Source organism: Bacillus sp. FSL K6-3312, assembly GCF_038007485.1.
Classification (GTDB): domain Bacteria; phylum Bacillota; class Bacilli; order Bacillales; family Bacillaceae; genus Bacillus; species Bacillus pumilus.
Genome location: NZ_JBBOXI010000001.1, coordinates 2,456,603 through 2,477,694 on the forward strand (window position 1 = coordinate 2,456,603; position 21,092 = coordinate 2,477,694).

Annotated in this window: 20 protein-coding genes and 1 pseudogene; 7 read left to right on the forward strand and 14 right to left on the reverse strand. The window is 40.1% G+C overall.

From position 1 onward, the window contains the following. Positions 1-37: 37 nt before the first annotated feature. A pseudogene (locus tag MHI11_RS12760) lies at positions 38-684 on the forward strand (Rha family transcriptional regulator). A gap of 26 nt (positions 685-710) precedes the next feature. Here MHI11_RS12760 and MHI11_RS12765 read toward each other — a convergent pair. Continuing rightward, positions 711-1,052: a hypothetical protein gene (locus MHI11_RS12765; RefSeq protein WP_340910572.1), complete on the reverse strand. Its 342-nt coding sequence runs from the start codon at positions 1,050-1,052 to the stop codon at positions 711-713. Between the two features lie 132 nt (positions 1,053-1,184). Here MHI11_RS12765 and MHI11_RS12770 point away from each other — a divergent pair, with 132 nt between their 5' ends. The 3 genes from MHI11_RS12770 (at position 1,185) to MHI11_RS12780 (ending at position 2,509) form a co-directional block, all read left to right on the forward strand. Further along, entirely contained in the window at positions 1,185-1,571 is a 387-nt protein-coding gene (locus tag MHI11_RS12770) for a hypothetical protein (RefSeq protein ID WP_340910570.1), read from the forward strand. A gap of 53 nt (positions 1,572-1,624) precedes the next feature. Further along, positions 1,625-1,795, forward strand: a complete 171-nt coding sequence (locus MHI11_RS12775; protein WP_340962326.1) for a tyrosine-type recombinase/integrase — start codon at positions 1,625-1,627, stop codon at positions 1,793-1,795. Positions 1,796-2,047: 252 nt separating this feature from the next. Beyond that, a complete protein-coding gene (locus MHI11_RS12780) occupies positions 2,048-2,509 on the forward strand; it encodes a YkyB family protein (RefSeq protein ID WP_003211256.1) in 462 nt (153 codons plus the stop codon). A 33-nt stretch (positions 2,510-2,542) separates the two neighbouring features. Here MHI11_RS12780 and MHI11_RS12785 read toward each other — a convergent pair whose 3' ends face one another. The 3 genes from MHI11_RS12785 to MHI11_RS12795 form a co-directional block, all read right to left on the reverse strand. Further along, the gene (locus tag MHI11_RS12785) at positions 2,543-3,451 is read right to left on the reverse strand and encodes a chemotaxis protein (RefSeq protein WP_044139813.1); all 909 of its coding nucleotides are present in this window, start codon (positions 3,449-3,451) and stop codon (positions 2,543-2,545) included. A 73-nt stretch (positions 3,452-3,524) separates the two neighbouring features. Continuing rightward, on the reverse strand, positions 3,525-4,835 hold the full coding sequence (locus MHI11_RS12790; protein ID WP_034620047.1) for an MFS transporter: 1,311 nt from the start codon (positions 4,833-4,835) through the stop codon (positions 3,525-3,527). Between the two features lie 125 nt (positions 4,836-4,960). Beyond that, entirely contained in the window at positions 4,961-5,500 is a 540-nt protein-coding gene (locus MHI11_RS12795) for an RDD family protein (RefSeq protein ID WP_065097176.1), read from the reverse strand. A gap of 300 nt (positions 5,501-5,800) precedes the next feature. Here MHI11_RS12795 and MHI11_RS12800 point away from each other — a divergent pair, with 300 nt between their 5' ends. Further along, positions 5,801-5,953: a hypothetical protein gene (locus MHI11_RS12800; RefSeq protein ID WP_170965990.1), complete on the forward strand. Its 153-nt coding sequence runs from the start codon at positions 5,801-5,803 to the stop codon at positions 5,951-5,953. A gap of 62 nt (positions 5,954-6,015) precedes the next feature. On the opposite strand, the gene MHI11_RS12805 is transcribed toward MHI11_RS12800, so the two are convergent. Further along, on the reverse strand, positions 6,016-6,900 hold the full coding sequence (locus MHI11_RS12805) for a cation diffusion facilitator family transporter (RefSeq protein WP_340961184.1): 885 nt from the start codon (positions 6,898-6,900) through the stop codon (positions 6,016-6,018). Between the two features lie 293 nt (positions 6,901-7,193). Between MHI11_RS12805 and MHI11_RS12810 the strand changes: the two genes are divergently transcribed. Beyond that, positions 7,194-8,363, forward strand: coding sequence for an aminotransferase A (locus tag MHI11_RS12810; RefSeq protein ID WP_003210942.1), 1,170 nt, complete (start codon positions 7,194-7,196; stop codon positions 8,361-8,363). A gap of 25 nt (positions 8,364-8,388) precedes the next feature. Here the strand turns inward: MHI11_RS12810 and MHI11_RS12815 are convergent, their stop codons facing one another. Together MHI11_RS12815 and MHI11_RS12820 are read right to left on the reverse strand one after the other, a co-directional pair. Beyond that, positions 8,389-10,218 (reverse strand): PAS domain-containing protein, encoded by a 1,830-nt coding sequence (locus tag MHI11_RS12815; protein ID WP_340961185.1) that lies wholly within the window; start codon positions 10,216-10,218, stop codon positions 8,389-8,391. Positions 10,219-10,373: 155 nt separating this feature from the next. Next, a complete protein-coding gene (locus tag MHI11_RS12820) occupies positions 10,374-12,497 on the reverse strand; it encodes a peptidoglycan D,D-transpeptidase FtsI family protein (RefSeq protein WP_340961186.1) in 2,124 nt (707 codons plus the stop codon). Between the two features lie 336 nt (positions 12,498-12,833). Here MHI11_RS12820 and MHI11_RS12825 point away from each other — a divergent pair, with 336 nt between their 5' ends. Further along, positions 12,834-13,634, forward strand: coding sequence for a CAP domain-containing protein (locus MHI11_RS12825; protein WP_044139808.1), 801 nt, complete (start codon positions 12,834-12,836; stop codon positions 13,632-13,634). A 132-nt stretch (positions 13,635-13,766) separates the two neighbouring features. On the opposite strand, the gene MHI11_RS12830 is transcribed toward MHI11_RS12825, so the two are convergent. From MHI11_RS12830 to MHI11_RS12860, 7 genes are all read right to left on the reverse strand, one after another. After that, the gene (locus MHI11_RS12830) at positions 13,767-14,639 is read right to left on the reverse strand and encodes an NAD(P)-dependent oxidoreductase (protein WP_065097172.1); all 873 of its coding nucleotides are present in this window, start codon (positions 14,637-14,639) and stop codon (positions 13,767-13,769) included. A 13-nt stretch (positions 14,640-14,652) separates the two neighbouring features. Continuing rightward, a complete protein-coding gene (locus MHI11_RS12835; RefSeq protein WP_217012924.1) occupies positions 14,653-15,438 on the reverse strand; it encodes an SDR family oxidoreductase in 786 nt (261 codons plus the stop codon). Positions 15,439-15,512: 74 nt separating this feature from the next. Beyond that, positions 15,513-17,474, reverse strand: coding sequence for a methyl-accepting chemotaxis protein (locus MHI11_RS12840; protein WP_126741512.1), 1,962 nt, complete (start codon positions 17,472-17,474; stop codon positions 15,513-15,515). 116 nt (positions 17,475-17,590) lie between these two features. After that, a complete protein-coding gene (gene splB / locus MHI11_RS12845) occupies positions 17,591-18,619 on the reverse strand; it encodes a spore photoproduct lyase (protein ID WP_065097169.1) in 1,029 nt (342 codons plus the stop codon). Positions 18,620-18,701: 82 nt separating this feature from the next. Then, complete coding sequence (locus tag MHI11_RS12850) at positions 18,702-18,929, reverse strand: transcriptional regulator SplA domain-containing protein (RefSeq protein ID WP_003211490.1); 228 nt, start codon at positions 18,927-18,929, stop codon at positions 18,702-18,704. A gap of 112 nt (positions 18,930-19,041) precedes the next feature. Continuing rightward, entirely contained in the window at positions 19,042-20,760 is a 1,719-nt protein-coding gene (gene ptsP, locus MHI11_RS12855; RefSeq protein WP_106067351.1) for a phosphoenolpyruvate--protein phosphotransferase, read from the reverse strand. After that, positions 20,760-21,026 carry a phosphocarrier protein HPr gene (locus MHI11_RS12860; RefSeq protein WP_003211078.1) on the reverse strand — a complete coding sequence of 89 codons (267 nt, stop codon included), beginning with the start codon at positions 21,024-21,026 and terminating at the stop codon, positions 20,760-20,762. Before MHI11_RS12860 ends, ptsP begins: the two co-directional genes overlap by 1 nt. Positions 21,027-21,092: the final 66 nt, after the last annotated feature.

The following is a 21,092-nucleotide window of genomic DNA, read 5'->3' on the forward strand; positions in this document are numbered from 1 at the left end:
GCCGCCTGGGGCACCGAGTCAAAATAGGAGGAGCAATATGAATAACAATTTACAAGTAATCGAACAAAACGGACAACTTTTGGTAGACAGTCGAGAAGTGGCTGAAATGGTTGATAAAAGACATAAGGATTTATTAGAGGCTATCAGAGGTTACGAGAAATATTTGATAGGCGGAAATTTCCGCCCAACTGATTTTTTGTCCCGAGCACATACAAAGACAAACTTAATCGAGATAAGCCTAGCTATTTTATTACTCGTAAAGGATGCGACATGGTTGCTAACAAAATGACAGGAGAGAAGGGCGTATTATTCACTGCTGCATATGTGACCCAGTTCAACGAAATGGAGCAGAACCTACAAAACTTTTCTAATCTTAGCCCGCAGCTTCAACAGATGATTCGACTTGAGCAAAGACAGAACGAAACAGATGAGCGGATCGGTAAGCTAGAAAACAATTTATCTATCAATGCGTATCAACAAACAGTCATTCAGAAACGAATTAACAAGCGTGTGTATGAGCTTGTCGAGCGATATGGAGAAGATGAAGAAGTCAAACGTCGTATGTTCACGAGCATTCACCGAAATTTTAGGGACGCTTTCGCAGTGCCTACATACAAGGATTTAAGAAAGCTAGACTTTGAGGAAGCTATTTCATGGATAGGCACATGGAGACCGTTGATCTAATCGCATAGCTCAAATTTGAGCCGTGCTCAAGTACCAACATGGTAGTCATATTCATTCCCCAAATTTGGGTGGGATTCAATACGCTCAACAGTCGTTTGATAAGCCATTTCCAAAATTATTGGAAAATAGTTTGAAATCATATGTGTCGTATGAAGAGAAGAAGCAAAAAGAGCAGAACCACAAGCACCTGAAATAATTTCTTTGATGTACTCTTTATCGGATAATTTTTTCTTGTCAGCTTCATCAAATACCTTTTGTATTCCATCTTGTAAAGCAGTTATTGCGGCATTCATAGCATCTTTTTGAATCATCTCCATATCATTTTCTAATTGTTCAAATGATGCAAAATCACTTTTGTCGAATTTCATCTTTTCACCCCCTATCTAAACAGATAGGAACATTATACCAGTGTAATAGATTTGCAAAAAGATAGAATTGAAATATTTTCTAAAAATTGAACCAATCCAAAAATGGATTTGTTAAACAGGAGGATAAGACAAATGACAACAATCACAACATGGAATAAGAGACTCAAGAAGGTTTACAGAGAGGTAAAGGAAATTGAACCGCTCTTAATCGCTGCTATTAAAAAGTATGAAAGCATGTATTCACACGGAGCTAAAAAAATCATGCAGTCCAATTTGAAAGAGATTATGGCAGGAGTGCCAAAAGAAGAAGCCATTGAATTATTGGGTCCTAAGTTGCTAGATATGTTCGAGTGGGACGATATTCTTCCAGTGGTGAAATACAGCAAATTCAACGCTTGGATTTGGTCTAAACGTATTCAAAGAGAACTAGATCAGCAGGATGAAGTCATTAGGTATTATCGAAATCGCCTATGGAGAATCCATTCTTTACTTGAAAAATTAGAGGAAACGTGCCCCTAGCACTGACGGCGTAAGAAGATTTCATACTAATTAGTCGGACTAACGGAAAACCTATATCACCTAACTCACTTAACTACACTGTCAATGCTGTTGCTGATAAACAAAAACTAAAGAAAATTACCGTTCATGGTTTAAGACATACTCATGCGACTATACTGATAAGCAAAAGAATACCAGTCAAAGTTATTGCTGATCGTCTTGGAAATACTCCTCAAATTGATTAATGACATATATAGCCATACTTTCGAAGAATTAGAAATAGAATCTGTTGAAGTTTTTGAAGAGGTTATGAATTTATAATTTGAGGAAGTATTGGGGGAGATATTGGGGGAGGTTTTAAAACATTAAATTTTTAACCCCCCCTAATCCCTTTATACCAAAGGTTTTCTTTTTACAATAAGTCTATTTGCAATTTACTAATAAAAACGTATAATTTATACTAAGCACAGGAAGACGAAAGACAAAGGAGAGAAAAAATGGACGATTATGCTCATACTAAAGACATAGAACCTACAGCAGAAAACATCGCAAAAGCCATTTATACTGTTAACCGTCATGCTAAAACCGCACCAAATCCCAAGTTTCTTTATCTTTTGAAAAAACGTGCGCTGCAAAAACTATTGCAAGAAGGTAAAGGAAAAAAAGTGGGCCTACATTTCTCTAACAATCCCAAATATAGTCAACAACAGTCCGACGTGCTGATTGAAATTGGAGATTATTATTTTCACCTGCCACCAACCAAAGAAGACTTCGAATTTTTGCCACACTTAGGAAATTTAAATCAATCATATCGCAATCCGAAAGCGAATATGTCATTAAACCGAGCAAAGCAACTGCTTCAAACGTATGTCGGTTTAAAAGAAAAACCTACCGCCACAAAACAAAAATCACATTATACAAAGCCCGTCTTCAAACGACTCGGGGAAAGTTATTTTTAAACAAAAAACCACTCATGACGAGTGGTTTTTTCTTTAGATAATAAAATGATCAACCTTTTCAATGAGCTGATGAATTTCTGGTTTACTAATTTGATCATCAGCACCGATTGTTTCCCCTTTATGCCGCAAATCTTCAGTGATTAACGAAGAGAAGATGAGAATCGGTATGGAACTCGTTAAAGGGTTTTCCTTTAGCAGTTTTGTTAATCGGTGACCATCCATTTTTGGCATTTCAATATCCGTAATAATCATATCAATTTCTTCTGTCACAGTGATTCCTTTGCTAACAAGATCCATGACGTGATCATATGCCTGTTTGCCATCTTCAAAGGTCACAATGTTTTTATAGCCTGCTTCAGTTAATTCATTTGATAATAAACGCATGAGAAGCGGAGAATCTTCAACGACATATAGCTTCTTCCCTGTTCTTCTTTCGTCTTTCTCACCGTCAAACATATGGTACGTTTCTACACCAGAAGCCGATTCAATATCATAAATGATTTTTTCATAGTCTGGAAGGAACATCATTTTCCCATCAAGCTTAATAATGCCTGTTAAATGACGTTCCATACCTTGATTGAGTGCAGTTGGCTTTTCAATCTCTTCCCAGCTGACGCGGTGAATTTGTGAAACCGTTCCTGTATGGAACACAAATTTCCGTTGGTTGAATTCAGTCACGATATACTTCTCTTGTTCGGACTGATCTGACTCGACATTAAAAAAGGAAAATAGATTGATGACTGGCAAAATCTCGCCTCGTAAACTAATCATACCTTCTACGTCTTTGTGAGAGTGCGGTACAACAGTCAACTCTACCGGCTGAATGATTTCTCTTACTTTCATCACGTTAATGCCGAATTGATTTGAACCAATTTCAAACTTTACAATTTCCAATTCATTTGTACCAGAATCAAGTAAAATTTCTTGTTTGTTTAAAGCCACGGAAATCCCTCTATTCTTCAATATAAGATTGTACTTTTTATATCGGCAGCCTAGGTAAAAAGTTGACGTTTCTTTACGCTTTCTCTCGTACGAATTGATGAATCACAAGTCCTATCGCTGCGAGAATGAGTAAAGACCCTAGCGCAAGACGGCTTGCGAGGTTTCCGTGCTCTGCAAACAGCAGAGTGACTGACCCATAAATGATGGGTCCAATAATGGAAGACACCTTCCCTGAGAATGCAAAGAGACCAAAAAACTGTCCTCTCTTTTCCTTTGGTGTCAGCTCAATAATCAATATTCGAGATGCCCCCCAGCTTGCGCCGAGTGAAATACCGAATAAACTGCCAGCCACCCAGAAGATCCATTCTGTTGTGGCTGTCACAGCCAGAATCAGGGCAACGATCAAAATCACATACACGACTGTAATTGAGCGCTTTGCCCCAATCGCTTTTGTGATATATCCAAATAAAAAGGAGCCAATGATACTTGAAATGGTCGACACAAGATAAAGCAGAATAAATTGTCCTGCAGTAAAGCCAATGATGATTTTGGCATACACAGCCATCATCGCAATCGCTGTCTGTAAGGCATCATTCATAAAAAAGAAAGCAATCATAAAGATAAAAGCCGGCTTGTAATGCTTCATCTCTTTAAACGTGCGAATAATTTCTTTATATCCGCTGAAAAATGACGCCTTTTTCTCTGGCTGCGGCAGTGGATGAGGGTCTTTTACAAAAAAGAGAAATGGCAGGAAAAAGAGAAAGAATAATAGTGCTGTCGGAATAAATGCTTCATGAAATTGGTCATTGCCAACAAGTAAATAAACTGTGAGACCAACAAGTGTCCCTAAATAACCAACGGCAATGCCAAATCCAGAAATTAGTGGTATTTCATCCTTTGTCCCAAGATCGGGCAGGATGGTGTCATAAAACACTAGGCTCGAGTGATAGAAAAATTTTGCAATCACAAACAAGGTGACCACTACTAATAAAGAGACAGGCAGCCCAAACCATTCGGATGAGAAATCAATTCCAGCAAAGATCCCCATCAAAAACGTACAAGCTATACATATTAGAGTAAACACTGTGATGTAGCGCTTCTTTTTTCCTGTACGATCAATCAGGACTCCATATAATGGTGTGAAAATGACGAGGAAAAAACTAGCTAGTGCGTTTGCATAAGATATAAATGTACTAGCGATCTGATCCATTCTCGCACTGTCTCCGATCGTTTCCTGCAAGTAGAACGGGAAGAAAATGGTGATCATATTCGATGAAAATATCGTATTTGCAAAGTCATACAATGCCCAGGCCAAAATGGGTGCTGTCAAAAACAGCCCGAAGCCTGCCCCTTTTTTCTGCATGGTCTTTTTCCCTGTTTTCAATCGTTTGTCTCCCTTCCCTGCCTGATTTTTCACTATCATTCTATTTTATGTCATACGTCCCTCTTCCATACAAGCAATCTATACAAAAAGCACCTCTTACGATTGAGCAGAGGTGCTTTTTTTCATTATTTCTTCACAACAATGGTACTTGCAATTAAATCGTGAAGTGCTTGTTTTTTCTCTGTGAAAAAGGCAATGATGTAGCCAATATATAAGATTGGAGACAAAAAGCCTTTTGCAAAGAAGCGGCCTGTTGCACGGCCGAATGTCACTTTTTCGCCCGTTACTCTTGTCACTTTAATCCCAAGAGCCATCTTACCAAGCGTTCCTTGCAGTTTTGTTGATTCCATAATGGCGTAATAAAGCCATGTCACCACGATACCGATCAAGATCGCTCCTATATAGAAAAAGATAAGTCCCATAATCACTGCCCATTCTTCATCTGTCATCACGGTTGTTGAATAGTAATAGCTGTCGTCATCCATCATCAAGGCTGCCTCTGGACTTGAGACAAAAAAGAGTGTTGCCAAAATAAACATGATAAAAGAATATGGTACGCCGATGATGATACCATCCAAAAGGTGTGCAAGAAAACGATAGCCTACGCCTGCTAGCTCAGGATGTTTCTTTTCTTGAATGTGTGGTTCTGTTATGTTTGTTTCCATCCTATTTCTCCTTTATTATGTATGTTTTCTATAAATTTCTTATAATCATTCGTTATTATATCTTATGAATATCGCAAGATCAATGTAACTTTACATTTTTACATATATTTTAGATCAGTTCATCCTCAATGATTTATGTGAATAAATACTGAAAATTTGTGAAAATCATGACATTTCTAGTTCTTTTACCTCTGATTTTTTAACATTTTGTGATATTTTCGTCTTGTTTCCATTCTGCAGTTGACAATCGTTCTTCACATGGTACAATAGTCAAGGATTTTTTAAAGAAAGGTGTTCATGATGGGAACTGTCGTACTATTAAATAACAATGAAATGACTGTGATTGAAGATATTTGCGAAGCTGATTTTTTAGACATGAAGCATGATTTGTCAAATGATGACGCAGCTTATATCTCTTGGTATGAAGATTACGATACTGCTTATGGATATTGATTTCATTTCATAGATGAAGCGAAAAAAAAAGGCGATACAACCTAAGTTGGTTGATCGCCTTTTTACGTTTGCGTGCTTCTTTCACTTTCAGGTTCTACATGAATAAAGATTTGTGCATGCGGAAATTCTTGCAAAATCTTCTCTTCAATTCGATCACATAATTGATGAACATCTTCTATCGTTGTCTTGCCATCTACAATCAAATGAAAATCAATATATTCCTCTGCACCGGATCGTCTTGTTCGAAAGTCATGATATTCGATGAATTCTTGACTGAATCCTTGAATGATTGCTTCGATCGATTGTTCTTCCTCGGGCGTTAGCCGGGCGTCTACGAGCGGCGGGAAGGCTTCTTTCATGAGTTTAAATGCTTCACGCATAATAAAGAGAGCAAGTATCATTCCAATGATCGGATCTAAAAAATACCAGTCGGTTAATGCGACAAGCAATAAACTGAATGCGACCCCTAATGACGTATACACATCTGTTAACAGGTGCAATGCATTCGATTTCATGGCGACAGAATGTACTCGCTCTGCCTCTTTGTTCACAACCTTCGATACGATAAAATTGATGAGCGCGCCTATCAGCATCACCACAATGCCAAGCACAGGCAGCTTGACTGGCTCTGGATGCATTAGTTTGTGAACACATTCGTAGATGATCCAAATGCCCGCAACGAAAATCAGCAAGGTCTCAATCGTTCCAGAAATATTTTCGACTTTTCCGTGTCCATAAGGATGTTTAGAATCTGCTGGCTTTCTTGAAATACGAACAGAGATAAATGCAATAAAAGATGCCATTAAATCGAGAAAAGAATGAATGGCTTCTGATAAAACCGCAACAGATCCCGTAAGCAGACCCACAATGATCTTTAAGATGACAACAAATGTGTTACTTATCACGGATAGAAACGCTATTTTTGATGTCTTCGCTGATTGTTCCATTTATCGTCCTCCTTTAGGAGATCGTATGTCTATGAAAGCAATTCCCATGACCCTGATTCTCACGTTCTTTCAGTTTACGCAGTTGTGACGTTTTCTAATCATGTTCACCGCAGCCTGTATTTTCTCGTGAGGTTACGCTATAATAAATGTTGCTCTTTCTTCAATATATCACTCATGCTGTGATGAATAGGAGAATAGACTACAGATAATGATATCCAGTGCCTTTCGCAGGTGACATTTATGCAGTGAATGGTAAAATAGGATAAAAACATAAATTTTTAAGGTGATGAGAAATGGAGCATTTGCTGAATCCAAGAGTAAAGGATATTGAAATTTCAGGCATTCGAACATTTTCAAATCTCGTATCGTCATATGAGGATGTCGTTTCTTTGACGATAGGCCAGCCCGATTTTTATACGCCGCATCATGTCAAAACAGCTGCAAAAGCAGCCATTGACGAGAATTTTACTTCGTACACTCATAATGCTGGTTTCCTAGAGCTAAGACAAGCAATCCAGCACTACATCAAGAAGAAAGTCAACCTTGATTATGATGCAGAGTCAGAAATCATTGTGACGACAGGTGCAAGTCAAGCGATTGATGCCGCGTTTCGAACCATTTTGTCAGAGGGTGATGAAGTGATTTTACCTGGACCTGTCTACCCTGGCTATGAACCGATCATTCGAATGTGTGGCGGGAAGCCCGTACATATCGACACAACGAATGCTGGCTTTAAATTAAATGCCAAGCTGATTGAGGATGCATTAACGGAAAAGACAAAGTGTGTTGTGCTTCCTTATCCTTCAAACCCAACTGGTGTCACGCTTTCAGAAGAAGAATTGAAAGAGATTGCCCAGCTCCTTGAAGGAAAAGACATCTTTATTTTATCCGATGAAATCTATAGCGAGCTGACATTTGACCGGCCGCATCATTCAATCGCTTCTTTCTTAAAGGAACAGACCATTGTGATTAACGGACTGTCTAAGTCTCATAGCATGACCGGTTGGAGAATTGGCTTTTTATTTGCTTCAGCTCCCATTGCTAAACATGTATTAAAAGTACATCAATATAACGTGTCTTGTGCCTCGGCTGTCTCACAAAAGGCGGCACTTGAAGCTGTGACAAATGGTGTGGATGATGCACTCATCATGAGAGAGCAATATAAGAAAAGGCTCGATTATGTATATGATCGGCTCATTTCTATGGGGCTTCCGGTCATTAAGCCTTCTGGCGCTTTTTATATTTTTCCATCCATTGAATCGTTTGGGATGAGTTCCTTTGATTTTTGTATGGAGCTGTTAGAAAGTACAAGACTCGCTGTCGTACCAGGGTCTGCTTTCTCTCCACTCGGCGAGGGGTATGTGCGTCTATCCTATGCTTATTCACTTGAAACACTGAAAGAAGGACTTGACCGCCTAGAACAATTCGTTCTTGAAAAACGTTCCATTCATTTAACAGACTGAAACAACGGCTCTCCTGCCGTTGTTTTTATTTTGCAGGAAACATGATGTGAAATGCGGTGCCCTTTTCGGGATGACTATCCACACGGATCGTGCCGTTGTGATTTTCTAAAATATTAAATGTCACCATAAGGCCAAGTCCAGTCCCTTTTTCCTTTGTCGTTAAAAAGGGCTCTCCTATTCGCTTCATGACCGATTCAGGAATACCGACCCCTTCATCACGAATGGTAACGTGGATTCCATCTCTTTCTGCTTTGGCCGTAATGTCAACCTTCCCTCCGTCCGGCATGGATTCTACGGCATTTTTGATTAAATTGATAAACACCTGCTTGAGCTGATTTTGATCCCCGTTCATCAGGAGACCCTCTTCTATCTCACTAGTATTCATTAAAATGCCATTTAAGTTCGCTTGTGTTTCTAATAAAGCCGTGACTTCGCTGATGATTTTTTTCAAATCTAGTGTCTGAATCGATGCCGTTTGCTGCGGTTTTGCCAGCATGAGCAGCTCACTTAAAATAATTTCTATCCGGCTCAGTTCAGAGAAAACAATCTCGAAATATTGATCCCGATCTTTTGTTTGCGGTTTAATGAGCTGTAAAAATCCTTTGATGGCAGTCAATGGGTTTCTGATCTCATGTGCAATGCCCGCAGCCAATTGGCCTGCGATCGATAATTTTTCAGATCGGAGCATGAGCTCTTCTGTCTGCTTACGTTCGGATATATCTCTTAAAATAATTTGAACGGCTGTTTCTCCAAAAAATGTAGTTGGGATACACACCATTTCTGTATAAATCAGCTTGTGTTTAAACGTATGACAGCTCATCGTGACAATCTCAGAATCTGATGCTCTTTCAATAATACGTGATATGCTTTTTTTCACTTTTTGCTGGTCACATGAATGGATTTGATGGAAAATATCTTTTCCTATTAATTTATCGTAATGCTCGGCTTCAAATAATTTAATGCCTGATTCATTCATAAACACCCATTTGTGATCATGAATAACCGCAATCGTATCAATGGAGTTTTGGATGAGCAACTGATACCGCTCACGGCTTTTTTGCAGAACGGTTTGAAATTTTTTACGGGATGAGATGTCTACTAATAGCAAAAGCTCTGCCCGCTGATTTTGATAGATCGTTGGTGATGACTTCACTTCGATATGAATGCTGCTTCCATCTTTCCGTTTCCAAATCTGTTCAATCATTCCGACTGGAAGACCTTGCTGCAGCCTTGTAATTCGACTTCTCACAATGTCATGGTACTCCTCAGCAATAAAGTCAAATGCAGTTTTGCCGATCATGTCATCTCTTGTACTTACCCCCATTAATTGAAGCATCGCATCATTCGCATAAACAATTTCCCCTAAAATCGTAATACATAACGGATTTGGCAGCATGGCAATCAATTGTTCAGCTTCACTGACATGTTGGAAAGCCGGCAGACTGCCTAACGACTGTTCTGACACTTCTGATGTTGTTTGAAATGCTGCTTTTTGCGGTTCAGCGTCCAGCACCCTCATTTTTAGGATCATTTCTCTACTTAATTCACTGTCTAACTCATCACAAGCAACAAAATCAATACTAGCTTCAATCCATACAGCTGTTAGGTCACTTCTAAGCAGCCTAAAGTGGGAAATCTCTAGCATGTGCTGATTGTAGAAATAACTCTCGACGAGAAATTGATCTTCGGTATGAACAAAGTCTTTCAAAAAACACCCTAGTAAATCCTTTTGTTCATAGAGCAAAAGCTGCTTACAGTTAGAAGAAATGTAGAGAAAGCGGCCATTAGAAGAAAGAACGGCATGTAAATCAATATTCGAATAAAGCTGATTCGAATCTTTCATTTTTTGTTCCATCGTCGTCCGACCCTCCTTTTCATTTTTTAGGGTTGTCCTTAGATTGATGTATAAAAAAGATTCGCTAGAAAACCCGTATTTTCCTTCCGTCATCGAGGGAAACGTCCATATTTTCAGCAAAAAAGAGCACATTCTCTTGCTGTGCTCTCTGCTGTTTACTGCTTTTCGTATTTCTTTTGTAATTCAACGTACTTATCAATAATTTTACTTGGGATGGTTTTAATGACGGAATCTTTGTCTGAGACATAAGGGGTTACGACACTAAAAGCCACCTTCGGATTGGACGATGGATAATATCCCCCAAAGGTTAAATTGTACGTGGCATTTCCCCACCAGCTGCGGTTAGCACCATAGTAAAAGGTTTGGGCCGTCCCTGTTTTTCCTGCGACATCATGCTGACCAAAGCGGCCAGCGGCAGTACCGCCAGTCGATGTGACCATTTTCAGCCCCATTTTGACGCGGTCAATATCTGCTTTTGAATTGTTAATCGTGTTCAGCACCTTCGGCTCATATTTTTTCACGACTGGGCCTACTTCATTCTTCTTCGTTGGAAGGTGAACGCTTTTCACCACTCTTGGCTGAACGCGATTTCCTCCATTGGCGATCGTCGACATGTACTGGGCAACTTGAAGCGGTGTATACGTGTCATACTGGCCAATTGCTTCATCGAGCAAAAGTCCGCCGACCGTCTTCGGATGTGTCTGCATCCCGCTTGATTCCTGCGGCAAATCGATCCCTGTTTTCACACCAAGACCGAATTGCGCATAGTAGTTTCTCATTTTTTGCAAGTGCTCAGGTCTTGCTCGTAACGGACCATTCTTTTGATAGTTAATACCTGCCATTCTCATCGCCACATGAAACATATAGACGTTCGAACTTTTTTGGAGTGCCCGCAGATCGTTGACCCATCCTAGATTGTTGTAAGACTTCTTAGGCTTTCCACTTCCTGCAAAATAGAGCGGTGTATCCATATAGGATTGGTTGTGCGACATACCGTCTTGATAACCAGAGAGGACAGTAGCTCCTTTGACAACAGAGCCCATTTCGTACTGGGTCGTAAATGTTCCGATGGCATAATCAGTGACGTCTCTGCCGTCCATTTTCTTGCCAGACATCGCAAGAACATCCCCAGTGTTAGGGTCCATCATCACGACAAATGCACGGTCCATCATATAGTTTCTCGCACTAGCGGATCTAAGCTCTGATTCGACGATCTTGTCGACTTCCTTTTGCAGCTCCATATCAAATGTCAGTGCAAGATCAAGTCCTCTTCGTCCCTCTGTCCGCTTGATTTCATCGAGCAGCTTCCCGCCAACCTGAGTATATTGAACGGTCGCTTTCTCCGGGTTCAGAAAATCCTCGTATTGATACTCTAAATAGCTCTTCCCTACTCGGTCATTACGTGAGTAGCCTCTTGCCATATAGTAATCTTCACGCTCTTTTATAATCCCTTGCTCTGGTGTGGTCACACCGCCAAGTACATTATAAAGGGTCTTCTCATACGGATATTTTCTTGTCCAATCATTGATGACATTCACACCAGGCAGTTCATCAAGATGCTCTGACACAAGTGAAATCTCTTCATAGGTCAAACTCACAGATGATGTCTGCTTTGACTCTTTTGTTTCATCGAGTAAAGCAACTTTTTCGTCCCCTTTTTTCTCTTCATTTGGGTCCATTGCTTTCACGATTTGAGGCTCAAAGGCATATCCGCCTGTAAATCGACGATAGATCGCTGCAACTGCTTTTTCCTCTGCATCTTTTTCGATCGCCTTAACTTCTTTCTTAGGCACACGCTCTACTTGAAGCGGATAGACATCTTTTGCTTTAAGATTCTTTTGCTCTGCTTTTGAAATGAGCTTATCCGCTTCTTTCGGATGGCTTGCCAGCCAAAAATCTCGAATGTCACGCTCTCTCAAAAAATCAGTATCCATTTTTATATAAGTTGCAAGTTTCCTTACTACCTTAATCTTATCTTTCGCTTTCACACCGCTTTCTGATGTATAAACGATGGCAGGTACACTTTCATTATCAACGACGACTCTTCCTCTCGCGTCATACATTTTTCCTCTCGGAGAAGGGTATGATGCTGTTTTGACCTCTGTTCGGTTTGCTTGCTTTTTATAATCCTCACCATTGACGATTTGCAGCACACCAAGCTTGATCACAAGCACAGCAAACAAACTAAAGACAGCGAAGAAAAAGAGATTAATCCTCCAGGCGTTCCGGCGCTTGAATTTTTTCTGCTCGGCACCACCTTGATGCTGTTTCTCTCCCACTTATGTAGCTCCTCTCATCCTTTCAATCTTTTACAATTACCACTCATTATTGTAACACTTTTGTAATAGTTGTTACAGCGAAACAAGTGAAAAAAAGCTGTCAATCCCTATTATGCAAAAAAATATACTAACACTTTAAAATATTGGTATGTTTATGTCGTTTTCATTAAATGGAAGAATTCCCTATCCTTTGATATGAGGCGGGTTTTTTTGTCACTTTAACAAAAATGACAAACAGGCATTGTCAATGGAGGATGCTGGTACGTTTATAACAAAAAGTCCATGTTATGATTTTCTGTGAGAAAACAAAACAAAGATTTTAGGAGGAGTTACAATATGAAGAAGAAATCATTCTTTTTTTCAGCGCTAACGGCTGCTGCACTCATCACATTCACTGGGGGACATTCAGCTGATGCGAAGGAGCTTAACCTGAAACAAGTAATACATGTACAGCATCAAACCATTGATCTTCATACATTAGCTACAAAATTACATATCTCTTCAGATGTAAACAAGCTAAGCAAGTCGAATCAAAAAGAGATCGAAGCTCTTTTAAACAAGCTGATTAAAAGCGGTCAACCTGTTACTGGCACAAAAGTGGTGAAAGAAGTAAACAAAGCAAAAAATGAACAAAAACAAGAATCAGTGAAAAAACCTACTGCTTCTAAACCAAGTGCGCCAGCAAAACAAAATACAAACAACAATAACAATACAAAAGCTGATCAAAAAGACACAACGACAGCAAAAGCAGACAGCAGCTTGAATGCATTTGAAAAAGAAGTCGTTGAGCTTACAAACAAAGAGCGTGCAAAGCAAGGATTAAAAGCACTTTCTGTTGATTCAAAGCTAAGCAAATCTGCTCGCGCAAAATCTCAAGATATGAAAGATAAAAACTATTTCTCTCATACAAGCCCAACTTACGGATCTCCATTTGATCAAATGAAGAAATTCGGGATCACTTACAAAACAGCAGGTGAAAACATTGCCCAAGGTCAAAGATCTCCTCAAGAAGTGGTGACTGCTTGGATGAACAGTGAAGGTCATAGAGCTAATATCTTAAACAAAAACTATACACATATCGGTGTTGGTTATGTGAAATCTGGCAACTACTGGACGCAGCAATTTATTGGAAAATAATATCAAAAAAACCTGTCCCTCATTGGGGCAGGTTTTCAATTTGTCTTCTTTTTAGCGTGATTGAAAACCTTCAAAAAATGAGAGGGTTTGTTTACACGCTACAATCTGTCCCACGTAGATGGGACAGATTTTTTATTTCATCCATAATTTATATATACTTTGGGTGCCGCTGTTTTCTTCTCCCTGCTCACTCAGCTTTTCATAAAGTGACTTTGCAAGTGAGAGTCCTGGCATTTCTTCTCCCATCAGCTCTGCTTCTTCAAGTGCAATGCCCATATCTTTAATAAAATGCTTCACGTAGAACCCTGGCTCGAAATCACCTTTCAGCATTCTTGGTGCAAGGTTTGACAAGGACCAGCTTCCTGCCGCGCCCGTTGTGATGCTTTTGAGCACGTGCTCTGGATCAAGTCCTGATTTTTCGGCATAGGCCATAGCCTCTGCGACACCTACCATGCCTGCTGCAATCGCAATTTGGTTACACATTTTGGTATGCTGGCCGCTTCCTGCAGGTCCTTGATATTGAATGTTTTCGCCCATTTTCTCAAATAAGGGCAAACACGCTTCATAGGCTGATTTTTCTCCGCCAATCATGATCGCAAGCGTTGCATTTTTTGCGCCTACGTCTCCGCCAGAAACTGGTGCATCTAATGCAAACAGCCCTTTTTCTTTCGCTTTCACTTCAATTTCTTTTGCCAGCTGAGGCTTCGATGTCGTCATATCTATCAGATAAGTACCAGGCGCAGCATGTGCCACAAGCCCCTCTTCACCTAAATAGATTTCTTCTACATCTGATGGATATCCTACCATTGTGATGACAGCATCTGCATGTTGTGCAATTTCCTTCACTTCCGGCTTCCATGATGCGCCTTTTTGAATGAGTGCATCTGCTTTCGCTTTTGTTCTTGTATAAACGAGAACTTCATAACCTGCATCCATTAAATGTTCTGCCATACTGCGTCCCATTACACCAGTTCCAATAAAACCAACTGTTTTGATTTGTGTCATCACTTGTTCCTCCTTAAAGAGACTTTGTCAATCCACCATCAATGATAAGTGTTTGACCTGTCATATATGTATTGGCTTCAGATAAAAGAAAAGCTGCATATGCTGCAAATTCCTCTGGCTGTCCATAACGGCCAAGCGGAATCGTACGTTCAGCCTGTGCTTTGATTTCTTCAACCGTTTGGTGCTCTACCTGCGCGCGGTGCTTATCTAGCTGTTTGACGCGCTCTGTTTCAATTTTCCCTGGGGCTAACGTATTAATCAAAATACCATCCTTTGCAAGCTCCTGAGCGGCTGTTTTTGTCCAGCCGGCAATAGCCGGTCTAAAAGTATTTGACAGCATTAAGCCTGGGATCGGTTCTTTTACTGACATAGACGCAATGTTTAACACGCGTGCACTGTGTTTTTTCAAATAAGGCAAGGCCTCTTTTAATAATCGAATATAGCTGAGTAAATGAAGCTGAAATGATTCCATCCAGTCTTCATCTGTTAAGGTTTCAAGCGTCCCTGTTTTAGGCCCGCCTGTATTGTTCACAAGAATGTCTACACACTTCTCATCACCAGCTGCCGCTTGAACTAGCGCCTTGATTTGCTGCGCGTCAGACACATCACATACTTGATAAGTCAGCTTTCCTTTTACAAGCGGAGATAATTCTTTCACCGTTTCTTTCAGCGTGTGCTCATGCCTTCCTGAAAGCATCACATCTGCTCCCTCTTTTGCTAGAGCAAAGGCAATCGCTTTTCCGATACCTTGACTGCTTGCAGCGACCAATGCTTTTTTTCCAGATAAATTGACATTCATGTCAACACCTCCTCTGCTTTATTTTATCATACAAAAAGAACCTTGCTCACGTCGCAAGGTTCCTTTCCGCTTCATTACAGCTTAAACCGATCTACTGCCTGACGTAATGCATTGCTTGATTCGTTCAGCATTTCAGTCGAGGTTTTCGTTCTTTCTAAAACTTGGACTTGTTCATCTGTAGACGCATGCACTTCCTCAGCTGAAGCCGCCGATTCTTCTGAAATTGCAGCAATGCTTTGAATAGAGTCACTCATCTTCTGCTGTTCTTCTGTCATTTCATTGATCTGTGTATGAATGCTGTCAATTGTACCGACAAGTGCCTGCATTTCCATTGTGATGCTGCTCAGTGCCTCACCTGTTGCATTAATGGCGTCACCTTGTTCCTCATTCATCTTGCTTGCTGCTGTCATCGCTTCAGCCGCCTTCTTCGATTCATCTTGAATGAGTTTGACGGTTTCACTAATGTGTTTGGTTGATTGCGCAGATTGTTCAGCAAGCTTTCTGACTTCTTCTGCAACAACAGCAAATCCTCGTCCGCTTTCTCCAGCTCTCGCTGCTTCAATGCTTGCATTCAGTGCAAGTAAATTCGTTTGATCCGAGATTTGAGAGATGGCTGTCACCACGTTTTCGATATTTTTCGTTTTATGCTCAAGGTCTAGCAGCATTTGCTCTACCTTTTTCGATTCTTCGCTCGCTTGTGTTGATTTTTGAACGAGCACACCAAGTGCATCAAGCCCTTTATAGCTTGCATTTTCAGATGATTTTGAGTTGGTTTGCATTTGCGTGGCAAGCTCACCCATATGGCGCACTTTCTCATACAGTTGCTCTGATTTCTCATTAATTGTTTCTGCATCTGATGCCTGTTTAGACGCGCCTGTTGCCACCTCTTGAATGGCGGTCGCAATCTGTTCGCTCGACAGCAAGGTTTCATTTGAAATTTGTGTGACTTCATCCGTTGATGTCACTACTTGGTCTGAAGCCCCTTTCACTTTTTCAATTAACTCTCTGATTCCCTCAGTCATTTGGTTAAAGCTCTTTGTGAGGATACCAATCTCATCTTGAGATTTCGTTTCAAGTGAATTGGTTAAATCACCTTCAGATACTTTACGCACATGCTCGATCAGACGCTTGATTGGCGTTGTAATGCTTTTTGCTAATAAGAAACTGAGAATGATCGCAAGAATAATGGCAATCACTGAAATAATGATGCTCGTCTGATTCATTTGTTCTGTGATCCAAAGCAGTTTCTTTTTCTCAAAGCTGACACCTATTGTCCAGTCTGCCTCTTTGATTTTAGAAATGACCGTCAGTTCTTTATTATCATCAATACCGGAATTGTCGATCGCTTTTTTTACAGAAGCAACTTTTGATATGTTTTTTCCTTGCTCAGTTGGATGTGCCAAAATCGTTCCTTTGCCATCAACTAAGAAAGCAGTTCCCATATAAGGAATCTTTTGTTCCTTAATATATGATTGAATGGAAGACAGCTTCAAATCAAGTCCTGCGACGCCAACAACTTTTCCATTTCGCACAATTGCCTTGGTGGCTGAGACAACCATTTCATTCGTTGCTTTATCAATGTACGGATCTGTCCAGATGACTTCATCAGGCTTTTCAGCAGAATTAATAAACCAATCTCTCTTTGTTGGATCATATCCCTCGCCAAAATCAGATTCTGGGAAGGCAAACATTTTGCCGTCACTTGTTCCTATATAGGCAAGTGAGATCAGTTCATCCTGCTCCTGCAAGCCTTTTAGTTCATCGTTTTCAAAGGTTAATGTTTGTTTTGTTTGCTTTTGGGCAAAATCTTTTGTCAGTGTACTTGTTGCCAGTCTGTTTATTGTATCCCCGTAATTATCAAGCTTTTGAGCAATAATATCTCTCATGCTTTCTGCTGTTGCTGCTGTAGTCGTTTTTGCATCCCGTTCAATGAGTGGTGTCAATACTATGTTGGAACCCACTTGAACTGCCACAACGGTTAAAATTAAAATAACTGAGATAAAAACAGCTATTCTCACTTGAAGTTTCTTAAACATCTCATCACCCCTACATCCTACTTTCGTATCTTATTTTGTATATCGGCAAAATTGGTACCGCATTCAATAGTTGCAAGAAAATTTAAATAGAAAAAAACAAGCCAAAAAGGCTTGCTTTAAGTAAAATATTCAATTTTTGCAGACGGAAAGTACTGATCAATATATGATTCTAACGTCTGTCTTAGTTCTTGTTCCTCATCTTTTTGGTAGATATATTTCCCAATTCCATACCTACCCCACTTGTAACGTCTTTTTTCTTCATCTAATTCTAATTTTGATTTCGGATAGTTTTTTTGGATCACACGCTTCGCTGGTTTTGTAAAACGATGCTGGATCATTTCAAAGGTGATATCGTGCCTCACATCTTCAGGAAGAGCTGCATCGAGCTTTTCAAAAAGAACTTTATATCCTTCCTGCCAGCCTTCATGAATGTAGATTGGGGCAATAATAAAGCCAAGAGGATAACCTGCTTTCGCAACCTTGACAGCCGCTTCAACCCGCTGATCTAACGGTGATGTACCGGGTTCGAAATATTTAATGACATAATCCGCATTGATGCTAAAGCGGAATCTTGTCCGGCCATTATGTTTTGCATCAAGTAAATGATCGACATGATGAAATTTTGTCACAAAGCGAAGCTTACCAAGATCAGTCTGGCCGAAGTATTCAATCGCTGTCTTTAGTGTATGTGTCAAATGGTCAATTCCTACAATATCTGACGTACAAGAAGCTTCGAATCTCGTGATATCCGGTGCACGCTCGTTCATGTACTGCTCCGCCTGATCTAATATTTCTTCAACATTCACATATGTTCGAATGTATGGCTTACTTCCCATCGTCGTTTGCAGGTAGCAATAATGGCAATGCCCCATACAGCCTGTTGCAAATGGGATCGCATACTCCGCAGATGGTTTAGACGTATCAAACTTCAACGTTTTCCTCACACCAATGACAAGCGTTGATTTCGCATTACGATACTTTTGCAAGTCATTTTTACCCGGAATATTTCTTACTTGGTTATGTGAAGTCGTTTCTCTTATTTCAATACCCATCCCCTCGAACTTTTCCTTCAGCTCTCGTCCTAACGGGTACTCTAACGCCCGTGGTTCAATGTACACAAGCTGGGGCACAAAAGGTTTGATCATATTTAGCACATCCTTACCTTATAGGTTTTCATACCGTTACTTTAACCGTGCAGGATGGCTTTTATCCTTTCTAAAATCTCCCTTATTCAAATAAATCTTGATAAAGAGCTTCTGCTTCTTCATATGTCGGAAAGACCGCATCATCTGGAGCTAAAGGATGGTACGTTTCAAGTAAAAATAGGGCAAGCTCCTCTTCGTTGTATGGATGTGAAACGATTTCTGCTTCTTTGATTTGTGCTACGTTTGCTGCATGTGGATTTCGATAAATCACATATACTTGATCACCCGGTTTATAGTCTGAGAAAGGCAATCTGGACACCTCCATTTTTCTTATAGAATGCCCTTCTCTCTGACGGATATGACCCAATATGATAAAATTCGACAAAAAAACCAGACAGGGTTACTGTCTGGTTTGAATTCACTTAGTGATGTTGAAACGTTTTCTTCACGAAATCAACCACTTCTTCTGTAGTGCTAAGTGATAAAATATGCTCTTTAAATGATGCAGCTTCTTTCTTAGAAAGCTTGCTTAGCTGAGTTCTTGCTGGAAGAATAGATGTTGCACTCATTGAGAATTCATCTAATCCTAATCCAAGAAGAAGAGGAATTGCGATTTCATCTCCTGCCATCTCTCCGCACATGCCAACCCATTTACCTTCTTTATGCGCTGCTTCAATAACAAGCGTAATCAGACGTAAAATCGCTGGATTGTAAGGCTGGTAAAGATAAGACACTCGTTCGTTCATTCGATCAGCAGCCATTGTGTATTGAATCAAGTCATTCGTTCCAATACTGAAGAAATCCACTTCTTTTGCAAATTGGTCTGCAATGACAGCTGTTGATGGAATTTCTACCATTATACCGATTTCAATGGAATCGGATACGTCTATACCAGCGGCAACCAATGCTTCTTTTTCTTCAAGTAAAATGGCTTTTGCTTCTCTAAATTCTGATAACGTCGCGATCATAGGGAACATGATTTTCAAGTTTCCATATGTACTTGCACGAAGTAAGGCGCGTAGTTGTGTTCTGAAAATCTCCTGTTCTTCGAGGCAAAGGCGGATCGCTCTAAAGCCAAGAAACGGGTTCATTTCTTTTGGAAGCTGCAAGTAAGGGAGTTCTTTATCCCCACCAATATCTAGTGTGCGGACAACCACTGCTTTGCCTTCCATTTTCTCTAAAACAGTTTTATACGCATCGAACTGCTCTTCTTCTGTAGGAAGCTGATCTCTGCCCATGTATAAAAATTCTGTACGGTACAATCCGACTGCTTCGCCGCCATTTTCAAGCACACCTTTTACATCTTCAGGTGTTCCGATATTTGCAGCTAGCTCTACGTGAACGCCGTCTTTTGTGACCGTTGGCTGGTCAACCAGTTTCGCCCATTCCACTTTTTTAGCTAAATAGTCTTCATGCTTTTTTTGATACGCTTTCACTTCATCTTCAGAAGGCTGAATGATGACGTCTCCGCTAATACCATCAACAATGATCAGATCATTGTTTTTCACCGTTTTTGTTGCTTCTTTTGTTCCAACAACAGCTGGAATCTCCATTGATCTTGCCATAATCGCTGAGTGAGAAGTACGACCGCCGATATCTGTCGCAAATCCTTTGACGAATTGTCTGTTCAGCTGAGCAGTATCAGAAGGAGTTAAATCTTCAGCAATGATGACCACTTCTTCAGAAATCATGCTTGGATTCGGAATGTCAACGCCTAGCAAATGTCCAGTTACACGTTTTGTTACGTCGCGAATATCCGCTGCGCGTTCCTTCATGTATTCATTGTCCATTGCTTCGAACATCGTAACAAACATTGTCGCTGTTTCTTTTAAAGCAAATTCAGCATTTACTTTATCAGAGTTGATTTTATCCTTTACTGGGTTTAGCAGCTCTGGATCACTTAACACAAGAAGGTGTGCAGAAAAGATATCTGCTTTGTCTTGGCCAAGCTCTTTTAGAGCATGTTCTTTAATTGCTTCAAGTTCTTGTTTAGAAACATGAATTGCTTCTTCAAAACGCTTCACTTCTGTCTCTGGATCGTTGATGTCTTTTTGGTGAACTGTTAAATCTGGTTCTTCCAGACGATATGCTTTTGCAATCGCAACGCCTGCTGAAGCACCGATTCCTTTCAGTTGTTGCATTACTCGCCTAGGCCTTCACTTTTCATTGTGTCTTTAAGCGCAGCAAGTGCATCATTTTCATCAGAACCAGAAGCAGAGATAGTGATTGTAGCACCTTTCGCAATTCCTAGAGACATTACACCCATAATAGATTTCAGGTTCACTGTTTTACCATTATATTCTAAGTTGATATCAGCATCATATTTACTAGCAGTTTGTACAAGTACTGTTGCAGGACGTGCGTGAATTCCAGAATCTGCAGTTACTTTGAATGTTTGTTGAGCCATTTTTATCAATCTCCTTTTTATACAATTAATACATCCACAATATTATATCATACTGCCGAGCTTGTC